Origin of the sequence: Methylocystis sp. ATCC 49242, assembly GCF_000188155.2 — a bacterium.
Lineage (GTDB): Bacteria > Pseudomonadota > Alphaproteobacteria > Rhizobiales > Beijerinckiaceae > Methylocystis.
Window position 1 is genome coordinate 3540776 of record NZ_KE124774.1, and the last position, 19600, is coordinate 3560375.

Below are 19600 nucleotides of genomic sequence, written 5' to 3' on the forward strand. Positions count from 1 at the left end.
CGCTGCGTTGCGCCGTCCTTTTTTCACGAGGCGTTTCGCCTTTTCCATTCAGCGGCCCTGCGTCAGCGCTTTCAGGTCGCGACGGGTTCCGACTTTTGGCGCCGTCACGTCAGCCGACAACTTTCCTGCTGAATAAATATCGATCCATTCGGCGTTCGGATTTCCCGCGCCATCGTCCTTCGAAAGCGGGGGCGAGGAAATTGAAGTCCAGCGGGCGACTTAACCGGATTTGTGGGCCGGGCTGCATTTGACGCAGATGACGACCAGAAGCGCGCCCAGCACCAGAAGGCCTTTTGTAGCTGGGCTCCCCTCGTTGGCGCCGATGAGCCCATGCAGCAGCAAGGCCAATCCGCCCAATTTCCCTACGAAGAGAAGTTTAGGATATGGAAGCATGTAACGGCGCCCGGACGCAGGTTCAAGTCTTCAACATGGCGCGGTTCCATGACATGCGTTTGACCAAAGCTTTTTTGATCGCCGCCAAATTAGCCATTCATTTTCTGACGCGATTTGGCTAGAGGGTGTTATGTACTTTGGTGATTGATTGTCTTAGTAGAATCGGATGTCTCCGATTCGCAAACCTTATCCGTCTGACGTCAGCGACGAAGAATGGTCGCTGGTTGCGCCTTATCTGACGCTCATGGACGAAGGCGCGCCGCAGCGTCAACATTCGCTGCGCGAGCTGTTCAACGGCCTGCGTTACGTGCTGCGCTACGGCATCGCCTGGCGCGCCATGCCCAACGATCTGCCGCCATGGTTCGCCGTGTATCAGCAATCGCAGCGCTGGCTGTCGGCGGGCGTGTTCGAGGCGCTTGCGCAGGATCTGCGCGCCCAGTTGCGCGTCGCTTCCGGGCGGGCGGCGGAGCCGACGGCGGCGATCATCGACAGCCGCACCTTGCGCTCGACCCCTGAGAGCGGCCCACGAGCGGGCTATGACGGCGCGAAGCGAAAGCGCGGCTCGAAGCTGCACATGGCAGTCGACACATTGGGCCATTTGCTGGCGTTGCATGTCACGCCGGCGAATGTCGATGACCGCGCCGAGGTCGGCAAGCTCATCGCAGCCGTGCAGGATGTGACAGGCGAAAGCGTCGAACTCGTTTATGTCGATCAGGGCTACACCGGCGAAAAGGCGTCCGAGGCGGCGAAGGCGCAAGGCGCCGAACTGTGCGTCGTCAAACTTGCCGAAGCGAAGAAGGGCTTCGTGCTGCTGCCCAAGCGATGGGTGGTCGAGCGTTCATTCGCCTGGGCGACGCGATGCAGGCGGCTCGTCAAAGACTACGAGCGCTATGCTCAGACCCTCGCAGGACTCCACGTCGTCGCCTTCGCATGTCTCATGCTCAAGCGCGCAGCAGATTTCATGATCCAAGGTGCATAACACCCTCTAGAAAATCCGGGTCGTAAAGGAGTAGGAAGATGCTCGAAGCCCAGAAAATGTTGATTTCTGCCTGGATTTGACCCGGGGAAGGAGAATTTTCTGCTGAGAATTGACCCATGTTTTGAACCCGCCCTGGCTGTTTTCAGTGGGGGGCAACGGAGTGATAGACATGGGGTTGTTGAGCGTTATTCGCCGCTGGGTGACCTGCCCCTGAACTTTCATCCAGCGGCGGGTTGAGTCCTTCCGGTTGATACGCCCGAGGGCGCGAATGGAGCAACAGGCGATCGGCGGAGTTGGTCCGGGTTGCGCAGCCGATCGCCTGTTGCGGTGAGATTGGCCGCGAAGGCGGCGGGCGTCGCATAGCCGAGGGCCGAATGCGGGCGGCGGTGATTGTAGTCCTGGGCCCAGGCGCTGATCTTCTCCCGGGCATGGTCGAGCCCGAAGAACCGCGTCTCGTTCAGCAGTTCGTCGCGCATGCGCCGGTTGAAGCTCTCGCAGAAGCCGTTCTGCATCGGCTTGCCCGGCGCGATATAGCGCCACTCGATCCTGTTCTCGCTCGACCACGACAGCACGGCGTTCGAGGTGAACTCCGTGCCGTTGTCCGAAACGATCATGCCGGGCCTGCCGCGCCGTGCGATCAGCGCCGACAGTTCCCGCGCCACGCGTTGGCCCGAGATGGATGTGTCGGGGATCGCCGCGAGGCATTCACGCGTCACGTCGTCGACGATGTTCAGGATGCGGAACCGGCGTCCGCAGGCGAACTGGTCATGCACGAAGTCCAAAGACCAACGCGCATTCGGCCGCGCCTCGACAGGAATGGGCGCCCGCGCGCCGACAGCCCTTCGGCGGGCGCGCCGCTTTCTCACCGTCAGCCCTTCCTCGCGATAGAGCCGGTAGATGCGGTTCTTGCCCGACGTCTCGCCCTCCTGCCGCAGCAGCACGAACAGCCGCCGATAGCCGAAGCGCCGGCGCTCGTTGGCGAGTTCCCGCAGCCGCTCCCGTAACGGCTTGTCGGTCGGCCGCTTCGAGATGTAGCGGACGGTCGCGCGATCGACGGCGACAATCTGGCAGGCCCGACGCTCCGACAGAGCCATGGCGGCTCGCAGATGCACAACGGCTGCGCGCTTGGCGGCGGGCCCTACCATTTTTTTGACAAAAGCTCCTTCAGCGCCGCGGCTTCCAGCATCTGATCGGCCAGAAGCTTCTTCAGCCGCGCATTCTCTTCTTCGAGCGCTTTCAACCGCTTGGCCTCGGAGACGTCCATGCCGCCATATTTGGCCTTCCAGTTGTAAAGCGTCGTCTCCGACACAGCATATTTGCGAGCCAGATCCGCCGCCTTCGCGCCCGCCTCGTGCTCCCGCAAAATCCCGATGATCTGCTCTTCCGTGAACCGCTTCTTCTTCATCTCGTCCGTCCCGATATGGCCGGACTCTAATCGCATCTGGTCGAGTTTCTCAGGGGCAGGTCAGCGCCCTGCGTCTCCATGTCGGAAGGACCGACGGCTACGGCTGTCGGCTACACGCGGTTTGGCGCGGTATGGTCCGGCAAGGCGTGGCCGGGCATGGCGCGGTCTGGCGTGGCATGGCATGGGCGGCTTTTTGGCCGCACGGAACGGTTCTCCACTTTTTAGGTGGGGAGCCTTTCCGCATTTGGCGTCCCGTAATCGTCCGCCCCGCCCTTCAGAAGCCCCGCCGGCGCGTCCGGCGGCTGTCCGGGCCCCGGGCAAGGCGTCAAGCTGCTCCAGCGCCGATCGCAAGCCCGCCATGCCGCGCCCGATGCGAATTCCGCTCGGCCCGGCGCGTTCGGCCTCCAGCTTCCTGATTCGTCGGTCGAGACTTCGCAGCCTCACGCCGAACGCTCCGCTTCGAGCTCGGCGACGCGCGCCTCCAGCTTCTCAATACTGCAAAGTTCGAGATAGTTGCGGGCCAAGCGGCTCATATGTTCCGCTTCCGCGCGCGTCAGCTCGCCCAACGTCGCCAGATCCAGCGCCCGAGCGGCGGCCAACTGCGCCGACGCGACGCTGGTGACTTTCGGCATGTCGGCGGCAACCAAGCGCTCCCGCGGCAGCCAACGGTCCAACACGAGTCGCATGGCCTGCACGTCGCCGCCGAGCGCCGCTTGAATGGCCGCCATCAGCACTTTTTTGCCGTCGCGGTCCAGAAGCCGTTTCAAGGCCCCCGTCTTGCGATTAATCGAGCCCGGACGCCGCCCTTTCGGGTTCCCTGACTGGCCCTTTTTCCAGCCGGGGTGTTGCTTTTGTATTGGCGGATTGGCCATTGGCGGCGTTTGACGGACAAGCACGCTGTAGACTGAATTTTCATTGCTTTCAAACATAGTGAGCCTGTTGCCAAATTGTTGATTTGCGTATCGGCCAAAATAGGTTAACCTGCACTTACAGGCAAATTTTACCCATCCGGTAGTGTGTGTCTGTCGCACCATGCGTCCCTCTCCTGAAAACGCCGAGCTGCAAGCCGTGATCGACAAGCTGCGGGCCGCCGGCGAAGCCGAGCGCCGAAAGGTCGAACATCGCCGAGTCCAAGCCGGTTATCGGCAAGCCGGGCGCGAGCCCGTCGATTCCGAAAGCGCGCGCATTGTCGCCGAATACAGGCGGCGCGCGGCCATCATCCGCGCCGCGCGGCCGCCCTATTCGCGGACACAGCTCATCGCCATCTTCGTCCAATACAAGCTGTTCTTCGCTGAGCGCCGGTTGCCGGACGAGCTCGAGACCATTCGTGATCGTTAGCAAATCCAACTTTTTCGGATCGTCCGTGGGATCGAATACTGCCCGACGCCGCGTCAGCCGTACCGCCGTGCGCGCTGAAGCGCCGACCAAGCCGCGGAGGCTGATGATCGACGTTGCACTGGTCGGCCGCTCTGTTGCCGCGACGGTCTGTTACTGCTTATGAGACTGGACGCCAGCGCAAAAAGTTTCTGGGACGACTTGTCAATCCCGGCGCATATGGAGCGAGCCGATGAAAGCCCTGGCTGCCCTGCTACTGTTCCTCGGCTCGGCGGCAATCGCTCAGGAGGCCATGCCGTTGCCGGGCGGTGAGTTCGTCATCCAAGGACGGATCACGCGGGCGCTTACCGGCGCGGACATCGTCATCAACGGAAAGAGCGTTCACCTTGCGGGCGTGCGCGCGCCGAAACGGGGGCGGATTTGCATCCGGGGCGGCGAGAGCGTCGATATCGGGTCTGAGGTGGCTGATGGGCTGGAACATAAGCTGGCAGCCGCTGAGGCCATTATTCAGGGTCGCCTCGACGAAGGTGGGAGGATTGTTGGCCGCGGGACCGTCAACGGTCAGGACATTGGTGAGTTGGCTGTCATGAATGGCTTCGCCGTCACCAAGATTGGGGATGTCACCTACGCCAAACCGGAGCGCGAGGCGCGTAACACGCGTCCCGGCCTTTGGTCATGCAACTCGTTCCCGAAGACGGAGACGCTGCCGGAAGCGGCTGCAGCGGCTCCAGCGCCGCAACTGCCGCCGCCGGTTCAGGTAAGGCCTTGGCCTGAGCCAAAATCCCGCGCTAGCGTCGACTATGCTCCTCCGGAGGCGCGGCCATCCGCGCAGCCTGTCGACCCGGAAGATGACTTCGACATCGTCCTGGATGACGTGGGAGGGTTTTTCGAGGACGTATTCAACGGGATAGATCGAACGATACGCGACATATTCGGCGCCCCGCCGCAGCGATGAACAGGCAGCGTCGGAGGTATCCGAGGCGCGGGCGGGCCCCGCTCGCCCGCGAATTCGCAGCCGATCGAAATCGAAACCTTGACGGAAGGTGGATATGAATGACGCCGGTTCAGAGTTTTCCTCCCGCCTCGATACGCTGGAGGCAAGCGTCGCGCATCAGGAGAAGATGCTCGGAGAACTGAACGAGGTCGTCACCTTGCAATGGCGCAAGATCGACGTGCTGGAACGGTTGGTCGCCCAACTGCGTGAGGAGCTCCAGAACATTGCGCCGCAACGCGAGGCGCCCGAGCCGCCGCCGCCTCATTACTGAGGGATTTGGCCGCGAGGGCCAGCCCGCGCCCTCGAAGCTTTCGCCGCGCTGGGGGAAGAGTTGGCGGGTGTGGGCCTGACAGGCTTTTCGGGTTGAAGGCGCCGGGCGTCGCCAATGGAGCATGCGCCCGCCGGCGCCGTGGCGAGGAATGCGGTCCACCTGACGACGGCTAAGGCTGGCGATATACTACCCGCCAGCGGTGATTTGCCGCCCACCTGGCCCTCCTATTCCGAGAACCCCGCCCACCCATGCTCACCGGCGAAATCCGCCACCAAATCGACCATATCTGGAACGCCTTCTGGTCCGGCGGCGTCTCTAACCCGCTCTCGGTGATCGAGCAGATTACCTACCTCCTTTTCGTCAAGCGGCTGGATGACCTCCAGACGCTGGAGGAGAGCAAGGCCGAGACCCTCGGACTCCCCATGGAGCGGCGCATCTTCCCGGCAGGCGTGGCCGAGCGCGGGCGGGCTTGGGCCGACATGCGCTGGTCGCGGTTCAAGAATTTCGAGCCGCGCGAGATGATGGAAGTGGTCGCCGACCATGTCGTCGTTGGCGCGACAATGTGCTTCCGCGCCGCCTTGAAGCCGTTGATGAAGGTCAAGGGCGAGGAATTGGCGAAGCGGGTTAATTCTCATAGGCCAAGCGCGCGGCGGCGTATTTGGAATCGCGGATCGTGATCTCGTCGAAGTCCTCCACGCCCCAGAGATTGCGGTTCTGGCAGACGGCGCGAAGATAAAAGCTCGCAATTCCGAGAGCCTTCGCGCGGACCTCCGAATTCCAGCAATAGAAGCCTCGAATGAAGAGGTCGGGCGAGCCATCCGGCCGCCGGCCAGTTTCAATCGGGTTCAGATCGTCGACGAGAAAGAGGAAGACGTCACGGTCCGAGGCGTAGAGCGCCGTCGTGTCCTGCTTGACGTCGACATTGGGGTTGAAAATTCCCGTGGACCAGCCGAGCACGCCCGGGACCTTCCAGCGGATGTCGCTCGCGTGTCAATGGCGGGGACAAAATGTGCATGAAGGCGGGGTAAAAGTGTACCGGTCTGGTTTCGAGAAAAGGGCCGCACGGCCCTTGTAGTTTAGTTGACGCGGGCGTTGAGGCGCGCGGAGCGTAGCGCAGCGCGGTTCAACGCGCGCGACGGCGATCAGTTCGTCGTGTCGGCGCCTCCTTTGTCGATTGCGGGCGCGTCGGGGAGATCGCGGTTTCGCCGTTGCGCTTTCTTTGCGGTCGCCAGCCGATAGCTCTCGCCGTTCATTTCCAGAATGTGGACATGATGGGTGAGCCGGTCGAGCAATGCGCCGGTGAGACGCTCGGAGCCAAACACCGACGTCCATTCATCAAAGGGCAGATTGCTGGTCACCAGCGTCGCGCCGCGTTCATAGCGCTGGCTGAAGACCTCGAAGAGCAGCTCTGAGCCGACCGCCGTGAACGGCACATAGAGCATTTCCCTGTATTTCTGAATCGGGAGGGATTCCTGTTTTAGCAGGAGTGTGATTCAAGATGCTGGCTGGGCGGAGGCCAGCATCCAATGGTTCGACCTCTCTCCAATGATCTTCGAGAGCGTGTGGTTGCGTCGGTTTTGGCTGGCGAGAGTTGCCGCGCCGTGGCTTTGCGCTTTGGCGTGGCCGTGTCATCGGTCGTGAAGTGGTCGCAGCGCCAGCGCGAGACGGGCTCGGTCGCGCCGGCAAAAATGGGCGGCTATCGCAAGCGCGTGCTGGAGCCGCATCGCGCTTTCATTGTCGAGCGTCTGGCGCAGACGCCGCATTTGACGTTGCATGGCCTCAAGGACGAGCTGCTGGCGCGCGGGGTCAAGGTTTCGCACAACGCCATTTGGATGTTCCTGCGCCGCGAGGGGCTGCGGTTCAAAAAAAACGCTGCTGGCGCTCGAACAAGGCCGCGCTGACATTGCGCGACGGCGCAAGCGCTGGCAATCGCTGCAAGCGCGCCTCGATCCCAGGCGGCTGGTCTTCATCGACGAGACCTGGATCAAGACGAACATGACGCCGCTGCGCGGCTGGGACCCCAAGGGCAAGCGCTTGCGCGGCCTCGCGCCGCACGGCCATTGGCGCACGTTGACCTTTCTCGGCGCGCTGCGCTGCGATCGTCTCGACGCGCCCTGCGTCTTCGACGGGCCAATCAACGGCGCGTGTTTCCGCGCCTATGTCGAACAACAACTCGTCCCCGCGCTTAAGCAGGGCGATATTGTCATTATGGACAATCTCGGCAGTCACAAGGGCGAGGCGGTGCGACGCGCGATCCGCTCCGCCGGAGCCAGACTGTGGTTTCTGCCACCCTATTCGCCCGACCTCAATCCAATCGAACAGACCTTTTCCAAGCTCAAACACTGGATGCGACAGGCGCAGCAGCGAACCATCGATGAAACCTGGCGACAGATCGGACGCCTCGCAAAAGACATCCAACCACAAGAATGCAGCAACTACTTCACAAACGCAGGATACGCTTCCGTCAAAATATGAAACGCTCTAGCCCAGCTCGTCGACGATCAGCAGTTTGACGGTGTTGAGATGCTTTTGCAGCGCGCGCAGGCGGCGCTCGTCGCGCGCCTCCATCAGTTCGTGCACAAGAGCCGCGGCGGTCGTGAACGCGACGCTGAACCCCTTCTGGCAGGCGGCGAGCCCCAGGGCGAGCGCGACGTGGGTCTTCCCCGTTCCGCTTGGCCCAAGGGCGATGCAGTTCTGTCGCTTCTCGATCCATTCGCACCGCGCCAGCTCCAGCACGAGCGGCTTGTTGAGTGAAGGCTGGGCGGTAAAGTCAAATGTGTCGAGGCTTTTGACCTGCGTAAAGCGCGCCAGCCGGATGCGGCGCTCGACATTGCGCCGCTCGCGATCAATGCGCTCCAGTTCGCACAGGCGTAGCAGATAGCGCGGGTAATCGGCGCGGTCCTGCGCCGACTCCAGCGCCACCTTCTCATATTCGCGCGCGAAGGTGGGAAGCTTCAGCGCCTTGAGATGATTACCCAGCAGCACCTGCGGCGCGACGATCGTCTGCGAACCTGGCTCATGCGAGATGGTCATGCCGGACCTCCCGCGGTCGTCTCCATGACGCCCGCGATGACGCTCGCGCCGGCGACGAGCCCGAGATAGGCGCGCGGATCCGTCGCGCCGACCGTAGCCGCCGGCAGGTAGGGGTAGAATGTCAGATCGAGCCGGGCTGGCCGGTTCTCCAGCCTGGCCAGCAGCAGCATCTTCACTGCGTCAAAGCTGATCGCGCCAAGACGCAGCGCCTCCGCGACCGCCTGTTCGACCTGATGCTGATGAAAGTCCTCCATCAGCCGCAGCACCTGGATGAACTCGCGGCGCCCGCTATTCCCCATGCGCGCCTCCATCAGCCGCCGCAGACGATGCACGCAGTCGGCCAGACGCCAGTCGTCGAGCGGCGCGGCCTGATCGAGCGCGCGGCTCTTGTGTTCGAGCAGGGCGAGATAATGCAGCGGGTTGTAGATGAACTCGGCCTTGCCGTAGCTGCGCGCATGCACGGCGATGGTCTCCCCGCCGCAGACAATCTCGACCCGATCGACATAGCCCTTGGCCAGCGCCTCCCGATGGCCGAAGCGCGTCGGGACCGAGTAATCGTTGTTGCGGTAGCGCACCAGCGCCATCGACGACACGCGCGTCGCGACCTTGTGACAGGCGTCATAGGGAGCCGGCGGCGCCGGCAGGAATGCCGCCATATCCGCCTGCATGCGTTCGCCGATCGGCGTCGACTGGCCGCGCAGGATCGCCCGCCGTCGTTTCGTGCAGGCGTCCAGGAACCTCGCGTTCAGCGCCTCGAAACTCTCCGCCACGGGCAGTGGCGTCATGAAGTTGCGCCGGACATAGCCGACAAGCCCCTCGACCTTGCCCTTGTCATTCCCCTTGCCGGGCCGGCCAAAGCGATCAGCAAAAAGGTAATGGCTCTGGAGTTCCGCAAACATTTGCGAACGCAGACGCTCTCCACCCTTCACGATCCTGGCGACCGCGAGACGCGTATTGTCGTAAAGAATGGACTGGGGGACGCCGCCAAAGAAGGCGAAGGCCGCGACATGGCCGTCGCAGAAGGCTTCCGCCGTCTCCGCCGGATAGGCCTTGACGAAGCAGCCGTCCGAATGCGGCAGGTCCATGCAAAAATAATGAAAGCGGACCTTCCTGCCGGCGATATAGGCGTCCGCCTCGCCAAAATCCGCCTGCGCATTCCCCGGTCGATGGCTGAGTGGAATAAACATCTCGCGCGACCGCAACTGCGCCTGCGCGACATATTCCCGGACGATCGTGTAACCGCCGGAAAACCCTTCTTCGTCCCGCAGCCGTTCGAATATCCGCTGTGCCGTATGACGCTGCTTGGCGTGAACAAGCCGATCATCCGCCAGGACCTTGTCGATCCAGGCCATATACGGCCCCAGCTTCTTCGAGATCGGCCGCTCCCGACGCCGATACCCCGGCGGAACCGAATATTGAAGCATCTTCGTGATCGTATTGCGGTGCACGCCGAAGCGCCTGGCCGCTTCCCGCCGGCTCAGCCCTTCCGCCATCACCGCGCGTCTCACCCGGGCATAGAGTTCCACTGTGAACATCCTTTCGGCCTCTCCATGCCAGTCGATGACATAGAGTTCGGCCTATCAGGACCGGTACACTTTTGCGCCGCCGTCACAGCAGCCCCCAAAGCCGGTTCAGTGGTACACTTTGCCGCCGCTGTTCATAGCTCCGCTCGGTCCGGTCTCGCGAGCGCCTGCAGCGTCGAGAATTTCAACCTGGGTCATGGGGCTTCTCCAAGGCGCGCGCCGAATGCCTCTCTCTCTCTCGATCCTTGATCCGTCACTGAACAAAAACGCGAATTTCCTCTTAATTTCGTCATTCCAGAAATGAGGCCTTTTCGATTAGCACAATTGCCCCCTGATATTCGCATTGATCCCGACTGACGAGGACAATGTTTAGAGCAGGGACCCCTGCTATTTTGCGCCTAGAATCAAGGAGAGCAATCGCCTCCAAGAAATTTGGCGTCAATCGAAAAGCCAGAGCGTTTACCGCCCGAGCTGATCTTGGATTGAGCGCGGTACCATGACTTGAAATCGCCCGTGAACAGGAGACTTTCGACATTACGTCTGTCGCCGACGCCACATTCGATCGTCACGATCACTTGATCCCCTGCGCGCTTGACCGATGGTTGGGAGCAGTCTGCCGCCTGATTTCCAATGATGCTGTCTCCTTCGGCGATGCAGACATTATGAGTATGCATGCCGACCTCGGGGGAAACTGTCGTGATCCTCCACAGACCCCGCTCTCGTTTTGGCAGCTCTGAAGAAGCATCCGCGAACGCCGAATCTCGCGCCAATGCTGCTCCGGCGAGCGCGATGACAGGTATAAGCACGCGTATCCAGGACGGGCTTTTCATGATCTCTGCCTGAGCGTTGAGTGATATCTTCGATTTCCGGCATAGCGATCTCGCCGCGGCGATGTAAAGACGGCTTCCGATTTTTCCCGTCGTCGGGTGAAACTCTCACATTGTGTGGGTCGCCCCAGTGGCTGATTATGACCACCCTTCCAAGGCAATCATCATCGAGGGGGCGGATGTTTTTTCGACTGGGGCTATCCGCCCTCTTCTATTGCTTACTTCCTTTCGTCATCAGCGCGTGTCTCGCCCGCGAGCTGACGCGCGCCGAGATCGAGCGGCGATTGGCGCAGAACAAGGGTGGCGCCGCCGATTTCTCCAATCTCGACCTCTCGGGCGCCGACCTTTCTGGCCTCGACCTGAACGACGCCGATTTCTTTTCATCCAAGCTCGCAGGCGCCAAGTTGAAAGGCGCCCGCTTGGCGTCGGCGAATTTCACGCGCAGCGACGTTCAGAGCGCGGATTTTTCCGGCGCAGATCTTCGCGGGGCAACATTCTATGCGGCGCTGCTCGACGGCGCAGACTTCACGGGCGCCGACATGACGCGCGCAAGGATCATTGGCGGCGGGCGCGGCGTGAAATTCATCAACGCTAAACTCGTCGACGCCGATCTTGGAGCCGACCCCGCCAATCAGGGAATGGTTCCCGTGCGCGCGGAACTCGCAGAAGCGAATTTCGACGGCGCAGATCTGACGCGGGCCAATCTCACGCATGCGGTTTTGACCTCTGCCAGCTTCATCGGCGCAATCGTCACGGGCGCGCGCTTCGACTATGCCGTGCTGGATGGCTCGAACTTGACACTGAGACGATAGCTCCCAGGAAGCTTGCCGGTCTTTCCCGAAATTGATGGGAAACTATGAAGCAGACGCCTTTCTGGCGTTCGATTAGGTAATCAGACGGCAACGTCGCCACGGGACTATTCAGGTCCTTCCCATGATGAAACGAGCATTCGCTCTTGCGGCATTTTGTATGGGAGCCAGCGTCTTTACCGCAGGCGCTTCCCTGGCGGCGGATCAGTCGCGCGGGCAATATCTCGTAGAGGCCCTGGCGGCGTGCGACAATTGTCACACGCCGCGCGGCCCCAACGGCTATGACCTTTCCGCGCGCTTTTCCGGCGGCTCTCAGACTTTCACAGGCAAAGACTATGTCGTGCGCGGCTCCAATATTTCGCCCGACAAGGAGATGGGCGTCGGCGAGTGGAGTGACGAAGTGCTCGGCGCAGCCATCGTCGCCGGAGTCGGCCGCGACGGACAGCTCGCGCCCGCCATGCCTTCCGATTCCTATCGCGTGCTGACGGACGCCGATCGCAACGCGATTATCGCCTTCCTGCGAGCGCAGCCTCCCGTGAAGGCTCACCCTATCGCGCCGGCGCAGCGGCAAGGTAAGTGGTCTCCCCATCCGGCGCCCGGCGCGGAAGCGGCGTTCGACGAGGCGGAGCTTTCCGACAAGGTTAAGCGCGGCCTTTATGTTGCGTCGATCGCCCGCTGCATGGCCTGCCATAGCATGGAGGTCGACGATGCGCCGGAATATGTGAACGGGCTCGGCGCCGGCGGCAAGATCTTCCGAACCCCGGCGGGCGTCTCCGTCGCGTCGAATATTACGCCGCATCCGGAGAAGGGCGTCGGCGCGTGGACGGATGACGAGATCAAGCGTGCGATCACGCAAGGCGTCTCGCGCAAGGGCGAGGCGCTCAAACCGCCTATGTCTACGCTTGCCAAGGCGCACTTCGCCAAGATGTCGTCGGAAGATCTCGACGCGCTGGTCGCCTATCTGCGGACTATTCCCGCAAGGGAATAGGTCATCGCGGCTTCCCAACGGCCTCCCGAATGGCGTTCGCAAGATCGCCCTCGAAGAGAATGGCGGAGCCGTAATGCGTTTCGATGTCGAAGGGACGCGTCCAATTCATGTCGAGCGACGCGCTGTGCAGCGCGATCAGCCGTCCGTCTTCTGAAAAGAGTCCGGATCCAGATCCGCCATAGCCGTCATTGCAGTCATGGCGCGCGCGCCGGACATGCCCTTCCGTGGGCTCGTCGATCCTGTGAATCGCGCAGGATTCCACCGTCGCGGGAAGACGTGTATTCGAATGTCCCGCGGGCGACACCATCGTCACTTTCATGGCCGCTCCCGTCAGTATGTCGCTCGCATCCGGGATCGGCTGCGGCTGGACATTGTCCGGCGTCGGCTGAAGGAGGCGCAGCAGCGCCCAGTCATCCGTGATGTGCAACCCCTTCGACTCGACGGAGGCGCCGATGCGCAGGCTGTCGGCGTCGAAATAGTAATCGCCGCCGCCGATACGGAAGAAGCAGTCCGTGACGGGACGGGTCGGGACCAGCTTGCGATCGACGAAATTATGCGCGTTCAAAACGACGAGGTCATGCGAGCCGATGAGCCAGGCGGCCGCCCCGCGCTCCAGCGTGCCGTAATCGGAATAGCACATCAGAACGCCCGCGCCGGTGAAACGCGCTGTATCAGCTTCGCTCATGAGACGGCGTCCGTCCTCCGGATAGAGCGCAACATTGACGATCTGTGCGTCGAGGCCTTCGAAAGTCGTGAAGAGGAGAGACAGGAGAATGCCGCCGGTGAGGCGGCGGATCACGCGATCGGTCATGTTTTTCTTCTTTTCCAACGCCGTTCGGCGCGAGGAGATACCGCAAGAGCGCGCGCGTCAAGATGTCGTATGCGGCACGAAGCGAGGGGGCCTCGTCAGGAAATAATTGTAGGCGGTATGCCATTTTTTCCCGACGCACATTACCGATAAATCGTGAAGACAGGTCGCGCGCCGTAAATTTATATGCAGGCGGATCGTCTCTCCCATAAAGCGCAGCAAGCGCTACCAAGGAAGCGACCTTCAACGAACCGCGACGACTCCAAAAGATAACGGAGCGTCTTCACGAGGCGACGTCAACCTTTCAAGAAGCCATGAACGGCCTTGCAGGACGTCGCAGGAGGACTCGTCTATGAGGAAATTCATGAATTCCGTTTCCCTGCTGTCAGTCCTGATCGCGGCGCCTCTCGTGGCGGCGTCGGTCGCCCAGGCTGACGATCGGCTGGAGGCGCTCACCAAGAGCGAAAACAACTGGGCGATGCAGGGCAAGAACTACAGCTCGAACCATTACAGCACGCTCACCCAGATCAACGCCGAGAACGTGAAGAACCTGAAGGTTTCCTGGTCGTTCTCGACGGGTCTTCTGAGCGGCCACGAAGGCGCGCCGATCGTCGTCGACGGCAAGATGTATGTGCATACGTCTTTCCCGAACAACACGTTCGCCCTCAATCTCGACGATCCGACGCGCATCCTCTGGCAGCACAAGCCCAAGCAGAACGCCGCCGCGCGCGCGGTCGCCTGCTGCGACATCGTCAATCGCGGCCTCGCCTATTGGCCGAGCGACGGCAAGACGCCTTCGCTGGTCATCAAGACGCTGCTCGACGGCAACGTCGTCGCGCTCAACGCCGAGACGGGCCAGGAATACTGGAAGGTCGAAAATTCCGACTTCAAGGTCGGCTCGACCCTGACCGTCGCCCCGCATGTCTATAAGGATGTCGTGCTGATCGGCAGCTCGGGCGCCGAGCTCGGCGTGCGCGGCTACATGACCGCCTATGACGTGCGTACAGGCGAGCAAAAGTGGCGCGCCTATGCGACGGGTCCGGACTCCGACGTTCTTATCGGCGACGACTTCAACAAGGCGAATCCGCATTACGGCCAGAAGGGCCTCGGCACCTCCACCTGGGAAGGCGACGCCTGGAAGATCGGCGGCGGCACGAACTGGGGCTGGTTCGCCTATGATCCGGGCACCAACCTCGTCTATTACGGCTCTGGCAACCCGGCGCCGTGGAACGAGACGATGCGTCCGGGCGACAACAAGTGGACGATGACCATCTGGGGCCGCGACCTCGAAACCGGTCAGGCCAAGTTCGGCTACCAGAAGACCCCGCACGACGAGTGGGATTACGCCGGCATCAACTTCATGATGCTCTCCGAGCAGAAGGACAAGGAAGGCAAGCTGCGCAAGCTGCTGACCCATCCGGACCGCAATGGCATCGTCTACACGCTCGACCGCACCGACGGCACACTGATCTCCGCCGACAAGATCGACGACACGGTCAACGTCTTCAAGAAGATCGACCTGAAGAGCGGTCTGCCGGTTCGCGATCCGGAATATGGCACCCGCATGGACCATCTCGCCAAGGACGTTTGTCCGTCGGCGATGGGCTATCACAATCAGGGCCTCGACTCCTACGATCCGAACAAGGAGCTGTTCTTCCTCGGCGTGAACCACATCTGCATGGACTGGGAACCCTTCATGCTTCCCTACCGCGCGGGGCAGTTCTTCGTCGGCGCGACGCTGAACATGTATCCGGGTCCGAAGGGCGATCGCCAGAAGGGTGAGGGCCTCGGCCAGATCAAGGCCTACAACGCCATCACCGGCCAGTTCAAATGGGAGAAGATGGAGCGCTTTGCGGTTTGGGGCGGCACCGCCGCGACCGCCGGCAATGTTGTCTTCTACGGAACGCTCGACGGCTTCATCAAGGCCCGTAACAGCGACACCGGCGAGTTGCTCTGGAAGTTCAAGCTGCCCTCCGGCGTCATCGGCCATCCGATCGTCTATCAGCACAAGGGCGTCGAATATGTCGCCATCATGTATGGCGTCGGCGGCTGGCCGGGAGTTGGTCTTGTGTTCGATCTTCAGGATCCGACGGCCGGCCTCGGCGCGGTCGGCGCCTTCAAGCAGCTCGCCAACTACACCCAGATGGGTGGCGGCGTGATGGTGTTCTCGCTGAACGGCCAGGGCCCCTACGACGACGTGAACCTCGGCGAATACAAGGCAAACTGATCTCCTCCCCGCTTGAGAAAGCGACTGTGAGACGATTGCTCGGGCGCATAGCCATGCGTCCGAGCAATGCCCGATCAAAATCACGGAACAAGCAAAGATGTCGCGACTTACCCGCTCGTCTATCTGGCTCGAAACCGTCGCTGCTGCGGCGCTCCTCGGCGCCGCGACGGCGACCGCTGCTTCTCTTGGCGTCTCGAGCGACGCCGCCAACAATGCGGCGCCGTCCTCGACGCAGACGCCGTCGCAATCCACCGACTCGAACTCCCTGCGCATTTGCGCGGCAAAGAATCAGCCGCCGCTGTCGATGGAAGACGGCTCGGGCCTTGAGAACAAAATCGGCGTCGCGCTGGCGGACGCCATGAAACGCAAGGCGCAATTCGTGTGGTCCGAGCGGCCCGCGATCTATCTCGTCCGCGATTATCTCGACAAGAATCTCTGCGACGTGATCATTGGCCTCGATACGGGCGATCCGCGCGTCGCAACTTCGAAGCCTTATTATCGAACCGGCTATGTCTTCGTGAGTCGGGCCGATCGTAATCTCGACGTGAAGTCCTGGAACGACGCGCGGCTGAAAAAGCTGGGTCACATCGTGGTCGCCTTCGGCTCGCCCGGCGAGGCGCTGATGAAGGATATGGGCGTCTACGAAGACAATATGGCCTATCTTTACTCGCTGGTGAATTTCAAATCCGCGCGCAACCAATATACGCAGATCGATCCTTCCCGCATGGTGGGGGAGGTCGTGAATGGCGCAGCCGAAATCGCCGTTGGTTTCGCGCCTGACATCGCGCGATACGTGAAGGCCTCCGCCGTCCCCCTGCGGATGACCTTGATCGAGGACGACGCGGCCAAGAGCAATGGCGAGAAGGTTTCTCAGCGATTCGATCAGTCGGTCGCCGTTCGCCGCGACGACAAGGCCCTGCTGGCTGCGGTCGATGCAGCGCTCGTCGCTGCGAAGCCAAAAATCGAGGAAATCCTCAAGGCGGAGGGCGTGCCCCTTCTGCCAGTCACCCAGTAGATGTGCGGCGCTTACCGAGCAGGAAGAAAAAACGTGTTGAACCAGAAGAAAAAGGCGGCCAGCGCTATCGTTGCCGCAGTTGGTGCTTTCGTGGCCGTCTCGGCGCTCGCGCAGTCAGCGATCACGTTCCGCAACACTATCACCGGCGAGGTTCTGAATTTCAGCGACGCGCTGCCTGAAGGCAAGGACACCCCGGCTGTCAAGGAGTTCATGACGACGGGCAAGAATCCCTACAACGAGGATATGAGCTGCCTCAAACAGGGAGAACAAATCTTCCTTTCCGCCTGTTCTGGCTGTCATGGCCATATCGCCGAAGGCAAGATCGGTCCGGGCCTCAACGACTCCTATTGGACCTACCCGCAGAACGAGACCGACGAAGGCCTGTTCTCGACGATCTATGGCGGCGCGCAGGCGTCGATGGGTCCGCAGTATCAAAATCTTCAGCTCGACGAGATGCTGAAGGTGATGGCCTGGATTCGCCACCTCTTCAAGGAAGAGCCGGAAAAGGCGACCTGGCTGACGGAAGTGCAACGCAAGTCGTTCAAGCCCTATCCGGGCCATGAGACTCTGCCGGACAATCCGCCCGGAAAGTGCCAGGCCAAGAAGTAAGGCCCGGGAATAAAGTTCGCCCCCATCGGCCGGAGGCGCAAACAAAGAGGCTGACGCCTCGCACAAATGGAGGAACCAGGGATGCGTAAAATGCATTTCGCCGCGGCGCTCGCTGTCGGCTTCATGTTCACCGCTGGCGGCGCTTTCGCCTATGACGGCACCAAGTGCAAGGCGCCCGGCAATTGCTGGGAGCCCAAGCCCGGATTCCCGGACAAGGTCGAAGGTTCGAAATACGATCCCAAGCACGATCCGAAGGAACTCGCCAAGCAGGGCGCTTCCGTCCAGGCGATGGAAGAGCGCAACAAGAAGCGGGTCGAGAACTTCAAGAAGACCGGCAAGTGGGAATATGACGTGAGCAAGATCGCTCAGTAAGGTTTCACCGCGCGGCAACGCGGTGAATGTGAAGCGGCCACGATCTGGAATCGATGTTATTCAACAACAGCGCATCGAGTCCTTTTCCCGAGATCGTGGCCGCCTTTTTGTCGATAGCGTAAGGTCAAGCCTTGAACGAGGTCTCCAAATCCGAGCCTAAGCTCGCCGAATGGCGCGAACGCGCGATCGCCTTCGAGCAGGAAATCCAGAAAGCGGTTGTCGGTCAGGACCGCGTCATCCGCCTCGTTACGATCGGCGTCTTCGCGCGCGGCCATGTCATGATCGAAGGCGATGTCGGCGTCGGCAAGACGACTCTGCTGCGCGCCGTGTCTCGCGCCCTGGGCGGCGATTTCGCCCGTGTGGAGGGCACGGTCGACATGATGCCGAGCGACATTCTCTATCACACCTATCTCGGCGACGATGGTCGTCCCCGCGTTGACCCCTCCGAACTTCTGCGCCTCGCCGATACACTGCCGGTCTTCTTCTTCAACGAGATCAATCGCGCGCGCCCGCAGGTGCATTCGCTGCTCCTGCGTCTGATGGCTGAAAGAAGCGTCACGGCGTTCAACCGTCTGTATCACTTTCCCTATCTCCAGGTCTTCGCCGACCGCAATATGGTCGAGCGCGAAGAGACCTTCGAACTCCCCGCCGCCGCGCGCGACCGCTTCTTCATGGAAATCTCCATGGCCGCGCCAGCCGATCGTGAGACGAGGCGCAAACTTGTTTTCGACCCCGCCTTCCAGGATGTCGACACGCTGCTCAAGCGCGTCAAGCCGGGCACGGTGGATTACCGTGAGATTGGCGGTGTTGCTCGCACGATCCAGGAGACGGTGAAGGCGAGCGCGACTCTCGAAAGCTACGTGCTGAGTCTCTGGCAGGGCCTGACCCAACCTGCCTCAGCCGGGATATCCCTCCCTGATGTCGATGTCTCAACCCTTGTCAAAGGCGGGGCCAGTCCACGCGGTCTCGCGACGCTGGCGCGCGCGGCGCGAGTGCGCGCTTGGCTGGATGGTCGAGACTATTTAACGCCCGACGACGTCAAGGACGTCTTCTTCGAAGTCATGGCGCATCGCATTTTTGTCGACCCCATTCATGCGCTGCGGGGCGACGAGCCCGTCAGGCAGTTATGTCACGCCGTTTTTGACGCTACGCCGGTGCCATGAAGACGCCCGCCGACATCCTATATCGACCGCGCGGTCGTTTCCGGGCCAACCATGTTGGCGCCCACATGTCGAGCGAAGTCGGCGGCTTCGGCGTGTTTCGCGATCAGGCGCCCTTCCTGCGCTATCCAGACGCAAGGCGCATTGACCTGCGCGCCACATTGCGCGATCCCTTTGGCGAGACGCATGTCCGACGCTTCGAGCAAAGGAGCGCGATCGAGGTCTATGCGATCGTCGACCTGTCGGCGTCCATGGGTTTTGTCGGGGCTGTCGATCGCTTCGCTGTCGCCTGCGATATTTGTGCATCGCTCGCATTTTCGGTGACTCGGATCGGCGACCGCTTCGGCCTCATCGCGGGTGGCGCCGGATTGCGCGACGACCTCTTCCTCCCCGCGACGCGTTCGAGAAGCGGGGCGATGCGCGCCGTCGAGCGGTTGGCGAACATACGACCCGCCAGCGCCCAAGCCGAAAGCCTGGCTAGCGCAGCGGAGCGTCTCGGCGCCGGTCGAAAGCTCGTCCTTCTCATCTCCGATTTTCGCTGGGCGTCGCCGTCGATTGAGAGCGTCTTCAACTCGCTCGTCCTTCACGACGTTCTCCCTGTCGCGCTCGTCGACTCCGTCGAATTTGATCCGCCGCGCTGGGGTCTGCTTGAATTGCGTGACGCGGAGACCGCCCGCCGGCGCCTGATGGTGATGCGCCCGGCCCTGCGAGACAAATGGATCGAGGCGGAGACGAAGCGCCGCGAAGAATTGATCCGGATGGTGAGCGGGCGCGCGCGGCCACCGATCTTCATCGAAGATCGCTTCGACCCGCTGTCTCTCAGCTCGCGCCTGATGGCGGCGTGAGGCGCGT

General features: G+C 61.7%; 19 protein-coding genes and 4 pseudogenes. 14 read left to right on the forward strand and 9 right to left on the reverse strand.

What is annotated here, in order from left to right; genetic code table 11:
• Window positions 1-219: 219 nt before the first annotated feature.
• Window positions 220-393: a hypothetical protein gene (locus MET49242_RS25630; RefSeq protein ID WP_158497337.1), complete on the reverse strand. Its 174-nt coding sequence runs from the start codon at window positions 391-393 to the stop codon at window positions 220-222.
• Window positions 394-559: 166 nt separating this feature from the next.
• Between MET49242_RS25630 and MET49242_RS19440 the strand changes: the two genes are divergently transcribed.
• Window positions 560-1372 carry an IS5 family transposase gene (locus MET49242_RS19440; protein ID WP_036279258.1) on the forward strand — a complete coding sequence of 271 codons (813 nt, stop codon included), beginning with the start codon at window positions 560-562 and terminating at the stop codon, window positions 1370-1372.
• A 218-nt stretch (window positions 1373-1590) separates the two neighbouring features.
• Here MET49242_RS19440 and MET49242_RS19445 read toward each other — a convergent pair.
• Window positions 1591-2777 (reverse strand): IS3 family transposase gene (locus tag MET49242_RS19445; RefSeq protein WP_371212557.1). Its coding sequence is split into 2 segments (ribosomal slippage): window positions 1591-2525 and window positions 2525-2777, totalling 1188 coding nucleotides; the frame shifts between segments, so codons are not numbered across the junction.
• Between the two features lie 440 nt (window positions 2778-3217).
• Window positions 3218-3811, reverse strand: a complete 594-nt coding sequence (locus MET49242_RS23570; RefSeq protein ID WP_144259705.1) for a DUF5681 domain-containing protein — start codon at window positions 3809-3811, stop codon at window positions 3218-3220.
• Here MET49242_RS23570 and MET49242_RS19460 point away from each other — a divergent pair.
• The 4 genes and pseudogenes from MET49242_RS19460 to MET49242_RS24475 all read left to right on the forward strand — a co-directional run.
• On the forward strand, window positions 3810-4115 hold the full coding sequence (locus tag MET49242_RS19460) for a hypothetical protein (RefSeq protein ID WP_036285481.1): 306 nt from the start codon (window positions 3810-3812) through the stop codon (window positions 4113-4115). The two genes, MET49242_RS23570 and MET49242_RS19460, sit on opposite strands and share 2 nt — an antisense overlap.
• Window positions 4116-4344: 229 nt before the next feature.
• A complete protein-coding gene (locus tag MET49242_RS19465) occupies window positions 4345-5067 on the forward strand; it encodes a thermonuclease family protein (protein WP_036285482.1) in 723 nt (240 codons plus the stop codon).
• Between the two features lie 94 nt (window positions 5068-5161).
• Window positions 5162-5377, forward strand: coding sequence for a SlyX family protein (locus tag MET49242_RS19470; protein ID WP_036285484.1), 216 nt, complete (start codon window positions 5162-5164; stop codon window positions 5375-5377).
• A 248-nt stretch (window positions 5378-5625) separates the two neighbouring features.
• Window positions 5626-5904 (forward strand): annotated as a pseudogene (locus MET49242_RS24475) (type I restriction-modification system subunit M N-terminal domain-containing protein); the annotation flags it as partial.
• Between the two features lie 20 nt (window positions 5905-5924).
• Here MET49242_RS24475 and MET49242_RS19475 read toward each other — a convergent pair.
• Both MET49242_RS19475 and MET49242_RS19480 read right to left on the reverse strand, forming a co-directional pair.
• Window positions 5925-6358, reverse strand: a pseudogene (locus MET49242_RS19475) (DUF932 domain-containing protein); the annotation flags it as partial.
• Between the two features lie 161 nt (window positions 6359-6519).
• Window positions 6520-6822 (reverse strand): annotated as a pseudogene (locus tag MET49242_RS19480) (ATP-binding protein); the annotation flags it as partial.
• A gap of 81 nt (window positions 6823-6903) precedes the next feature.
• Between MET49242_RS19480 and MET49242_RS24480 the strand changes: the two are divergent.
• A protein-coding gene (locus MET49242_RS24480; RefSeq protein WP_144259706.1) for an IS630 family transposase occupies window positions 6904-7852 on the forward strand; the annotation gives its coding sequence in 2 pieces (ribosomal slippage) (window positions 6904-7239 and window positions 7241-7852; 948 coding nt in all).
• 9 nt (window positions 7853-7861) lie between these two features.
• Here MET49242_RS24480 and MET49242_RS19495 read toward each other — a convergent pair.
• From MET49242_RS19495 to MET49242_RS19505, 3 genes and pseudogenes are all read right to left on the reverse strand, one after another.
• Window positions 7862-8410, reverse strand: a pseudogene (locus MET49242_RS19495) (ATP-binding protein); the annotation flags it as partial.
• A complete protein-coding gene (gene istA, locus MET49242_RS19500) occupies window positions 8407-9945 on the reverse strand; it encodes an IS21 family transposase (protein WP_051134150.1) in 1539 nt (512 codons plus the stop codon). The gene istA and the pseudogene MET49242_RS19495, both read right to left, overlap by 4 nt.
• 392 nt (window positions 9946-10337) lie before the next feature.
• Complete coding sequence (locus tag MET49242_RS19505) at window positions 10338-10763, reverse strand: DUF3617 family protein (RefSeq protein WP_036285488.1); 426 nt, start codon at window positions 10761-10763, stop codon at window positions 10338-10340.
• 176 nt (window positions 10764-10939) lie between these two features.
• Between MET49242_RS19505 and MET49242_RS19510 the strand changes: the two genes are divergently transcribed.
• Both MET49242_RS19510 and MET49242_RS19515 read left to right on the forward strand, forming a co-directional pair.
• Window positions 10940-11572, forward strand: a complete 633-nt coding sequence (locus MET49242_RS19510; protein ID WP_051134329.1) for a pentapeptide repeat-containing protein — start codon at window positions 10940-10942, stop codon at window positions 11570-11572.
• Window positions 11573-11729: 157 nt separating this feature from the next.
• Window positions 11730-12557 (forward strand): c-type cytochrome, encoded by an 828-nt coding sequence (locus tag MET49242_RS19515; protein ID WP_244430855.1) that lies wholly within the window; start codon window positions 11730-11732, stop codon window positions 12555-12557.
• 1 nt (window position 12558) lies between these two features.
• Here the strand turns inward: MET49242_RS19515 and MET49242_RS19520 are convergent, their stop codons facing one another.
• Window positions 12559-13368: a serine protease gene (locus tag MET49242_RS19520; RefSeq protein ID WP_036288824.1), complete on the reverse strand. Its 810-nt coding sequence runs from the start codon at window positions 13366-13368 to the stop codon at window positions 12559-12561.
• A gap of 349 nt (window positions 13369-13717) precedes the next feature.
• On the opposite strand from MET49242_RS19520, the gene MET49242_RS19525 reads away from it, so the two are divergent.
• The 6 genes from MET49242_RS19525 (at window position 13718) to MET49242_RS19550 (ending at window position 19593) form a co-directional block, all read left to right on the forward strand.
• Window positions 13718-15592 carry a methanol/ethanol family PQQ-dependent dehydrogenase gene (locus MET49242_RS19525; protein WP_036285491.1) on the forward strand — a complete coding sequence of 625 codons (1875 nt, stop codon included), beginning with the start codon at window positions 13718-13720 and terminating at the stop codon, window positions 15590-15592.
• Between the two features lie 97 nt (window positions 15593-15689).
• Window positions 15690-16607 carry a methanol oxidation system protein MoxJ gene (gene moxJ, locus MET49242_RS19530; protein ID WP_036285492.1) on the forward strand — a complete coding sequence of 306 codons (918 nt, stop codon included), beginning with the start codon at window positions 15690-15692 and terminating at the stop codon, window positions 16605-16607.
• 36 nt (window positions 16608-16643) lie between these two features.
• Window positions 16644-17216 carry a cytochrome c(L), periplasmic gene (moxG, locus tag MET49242_RS19535; protein WP_144259707.1) on the forward strand — a complete coding sequence of 191 codons (573 nt, stop codon included), beginning with the start codon at window positions 16644-16646 and terminating at the stop codon, window positions 17214-17216.
• An 81-nt stretch (window positions 17217-17297) separates the two neighbouring features.
• Window positions 17298-17588, forward strand: a complete 291-nt coding sequence (locus MET49242_RS19540; RefSeq protein WP_036285493.1) for a methanol dehydrogenase [cytochrome c] subunit — start codon at window positions 17298-17300, stop codon at window positions 17586-17588.
• Window positions 17589-17719: 131 nt separating this feature from the next.
• Window positions 17720-18751, forward strand: coding sequence for a MoxR family ATPase (locus MET49242_RS19545; RefSeq protein WP_036285494.1), 1032 nt, complete (start codon window positions 17720-17722; stop codon window positions 18749-18751).
• Complete coding sequence (locus MET49242_RS19550; RefSeq protein WP_036285495.1) at window positions 18748-19593, forward strand: DUF58 domain-containing protein; 846 nt, start codon at window positions 18748-18750, stop codon at window positions 19591-19593. Before MET49242_RS19545 ends, MET49242_RS19550 begins: the two co-directional genes overlap by 4 nt.
• Window positions 19594-19600: the final 7 nt, after the last annotated feature.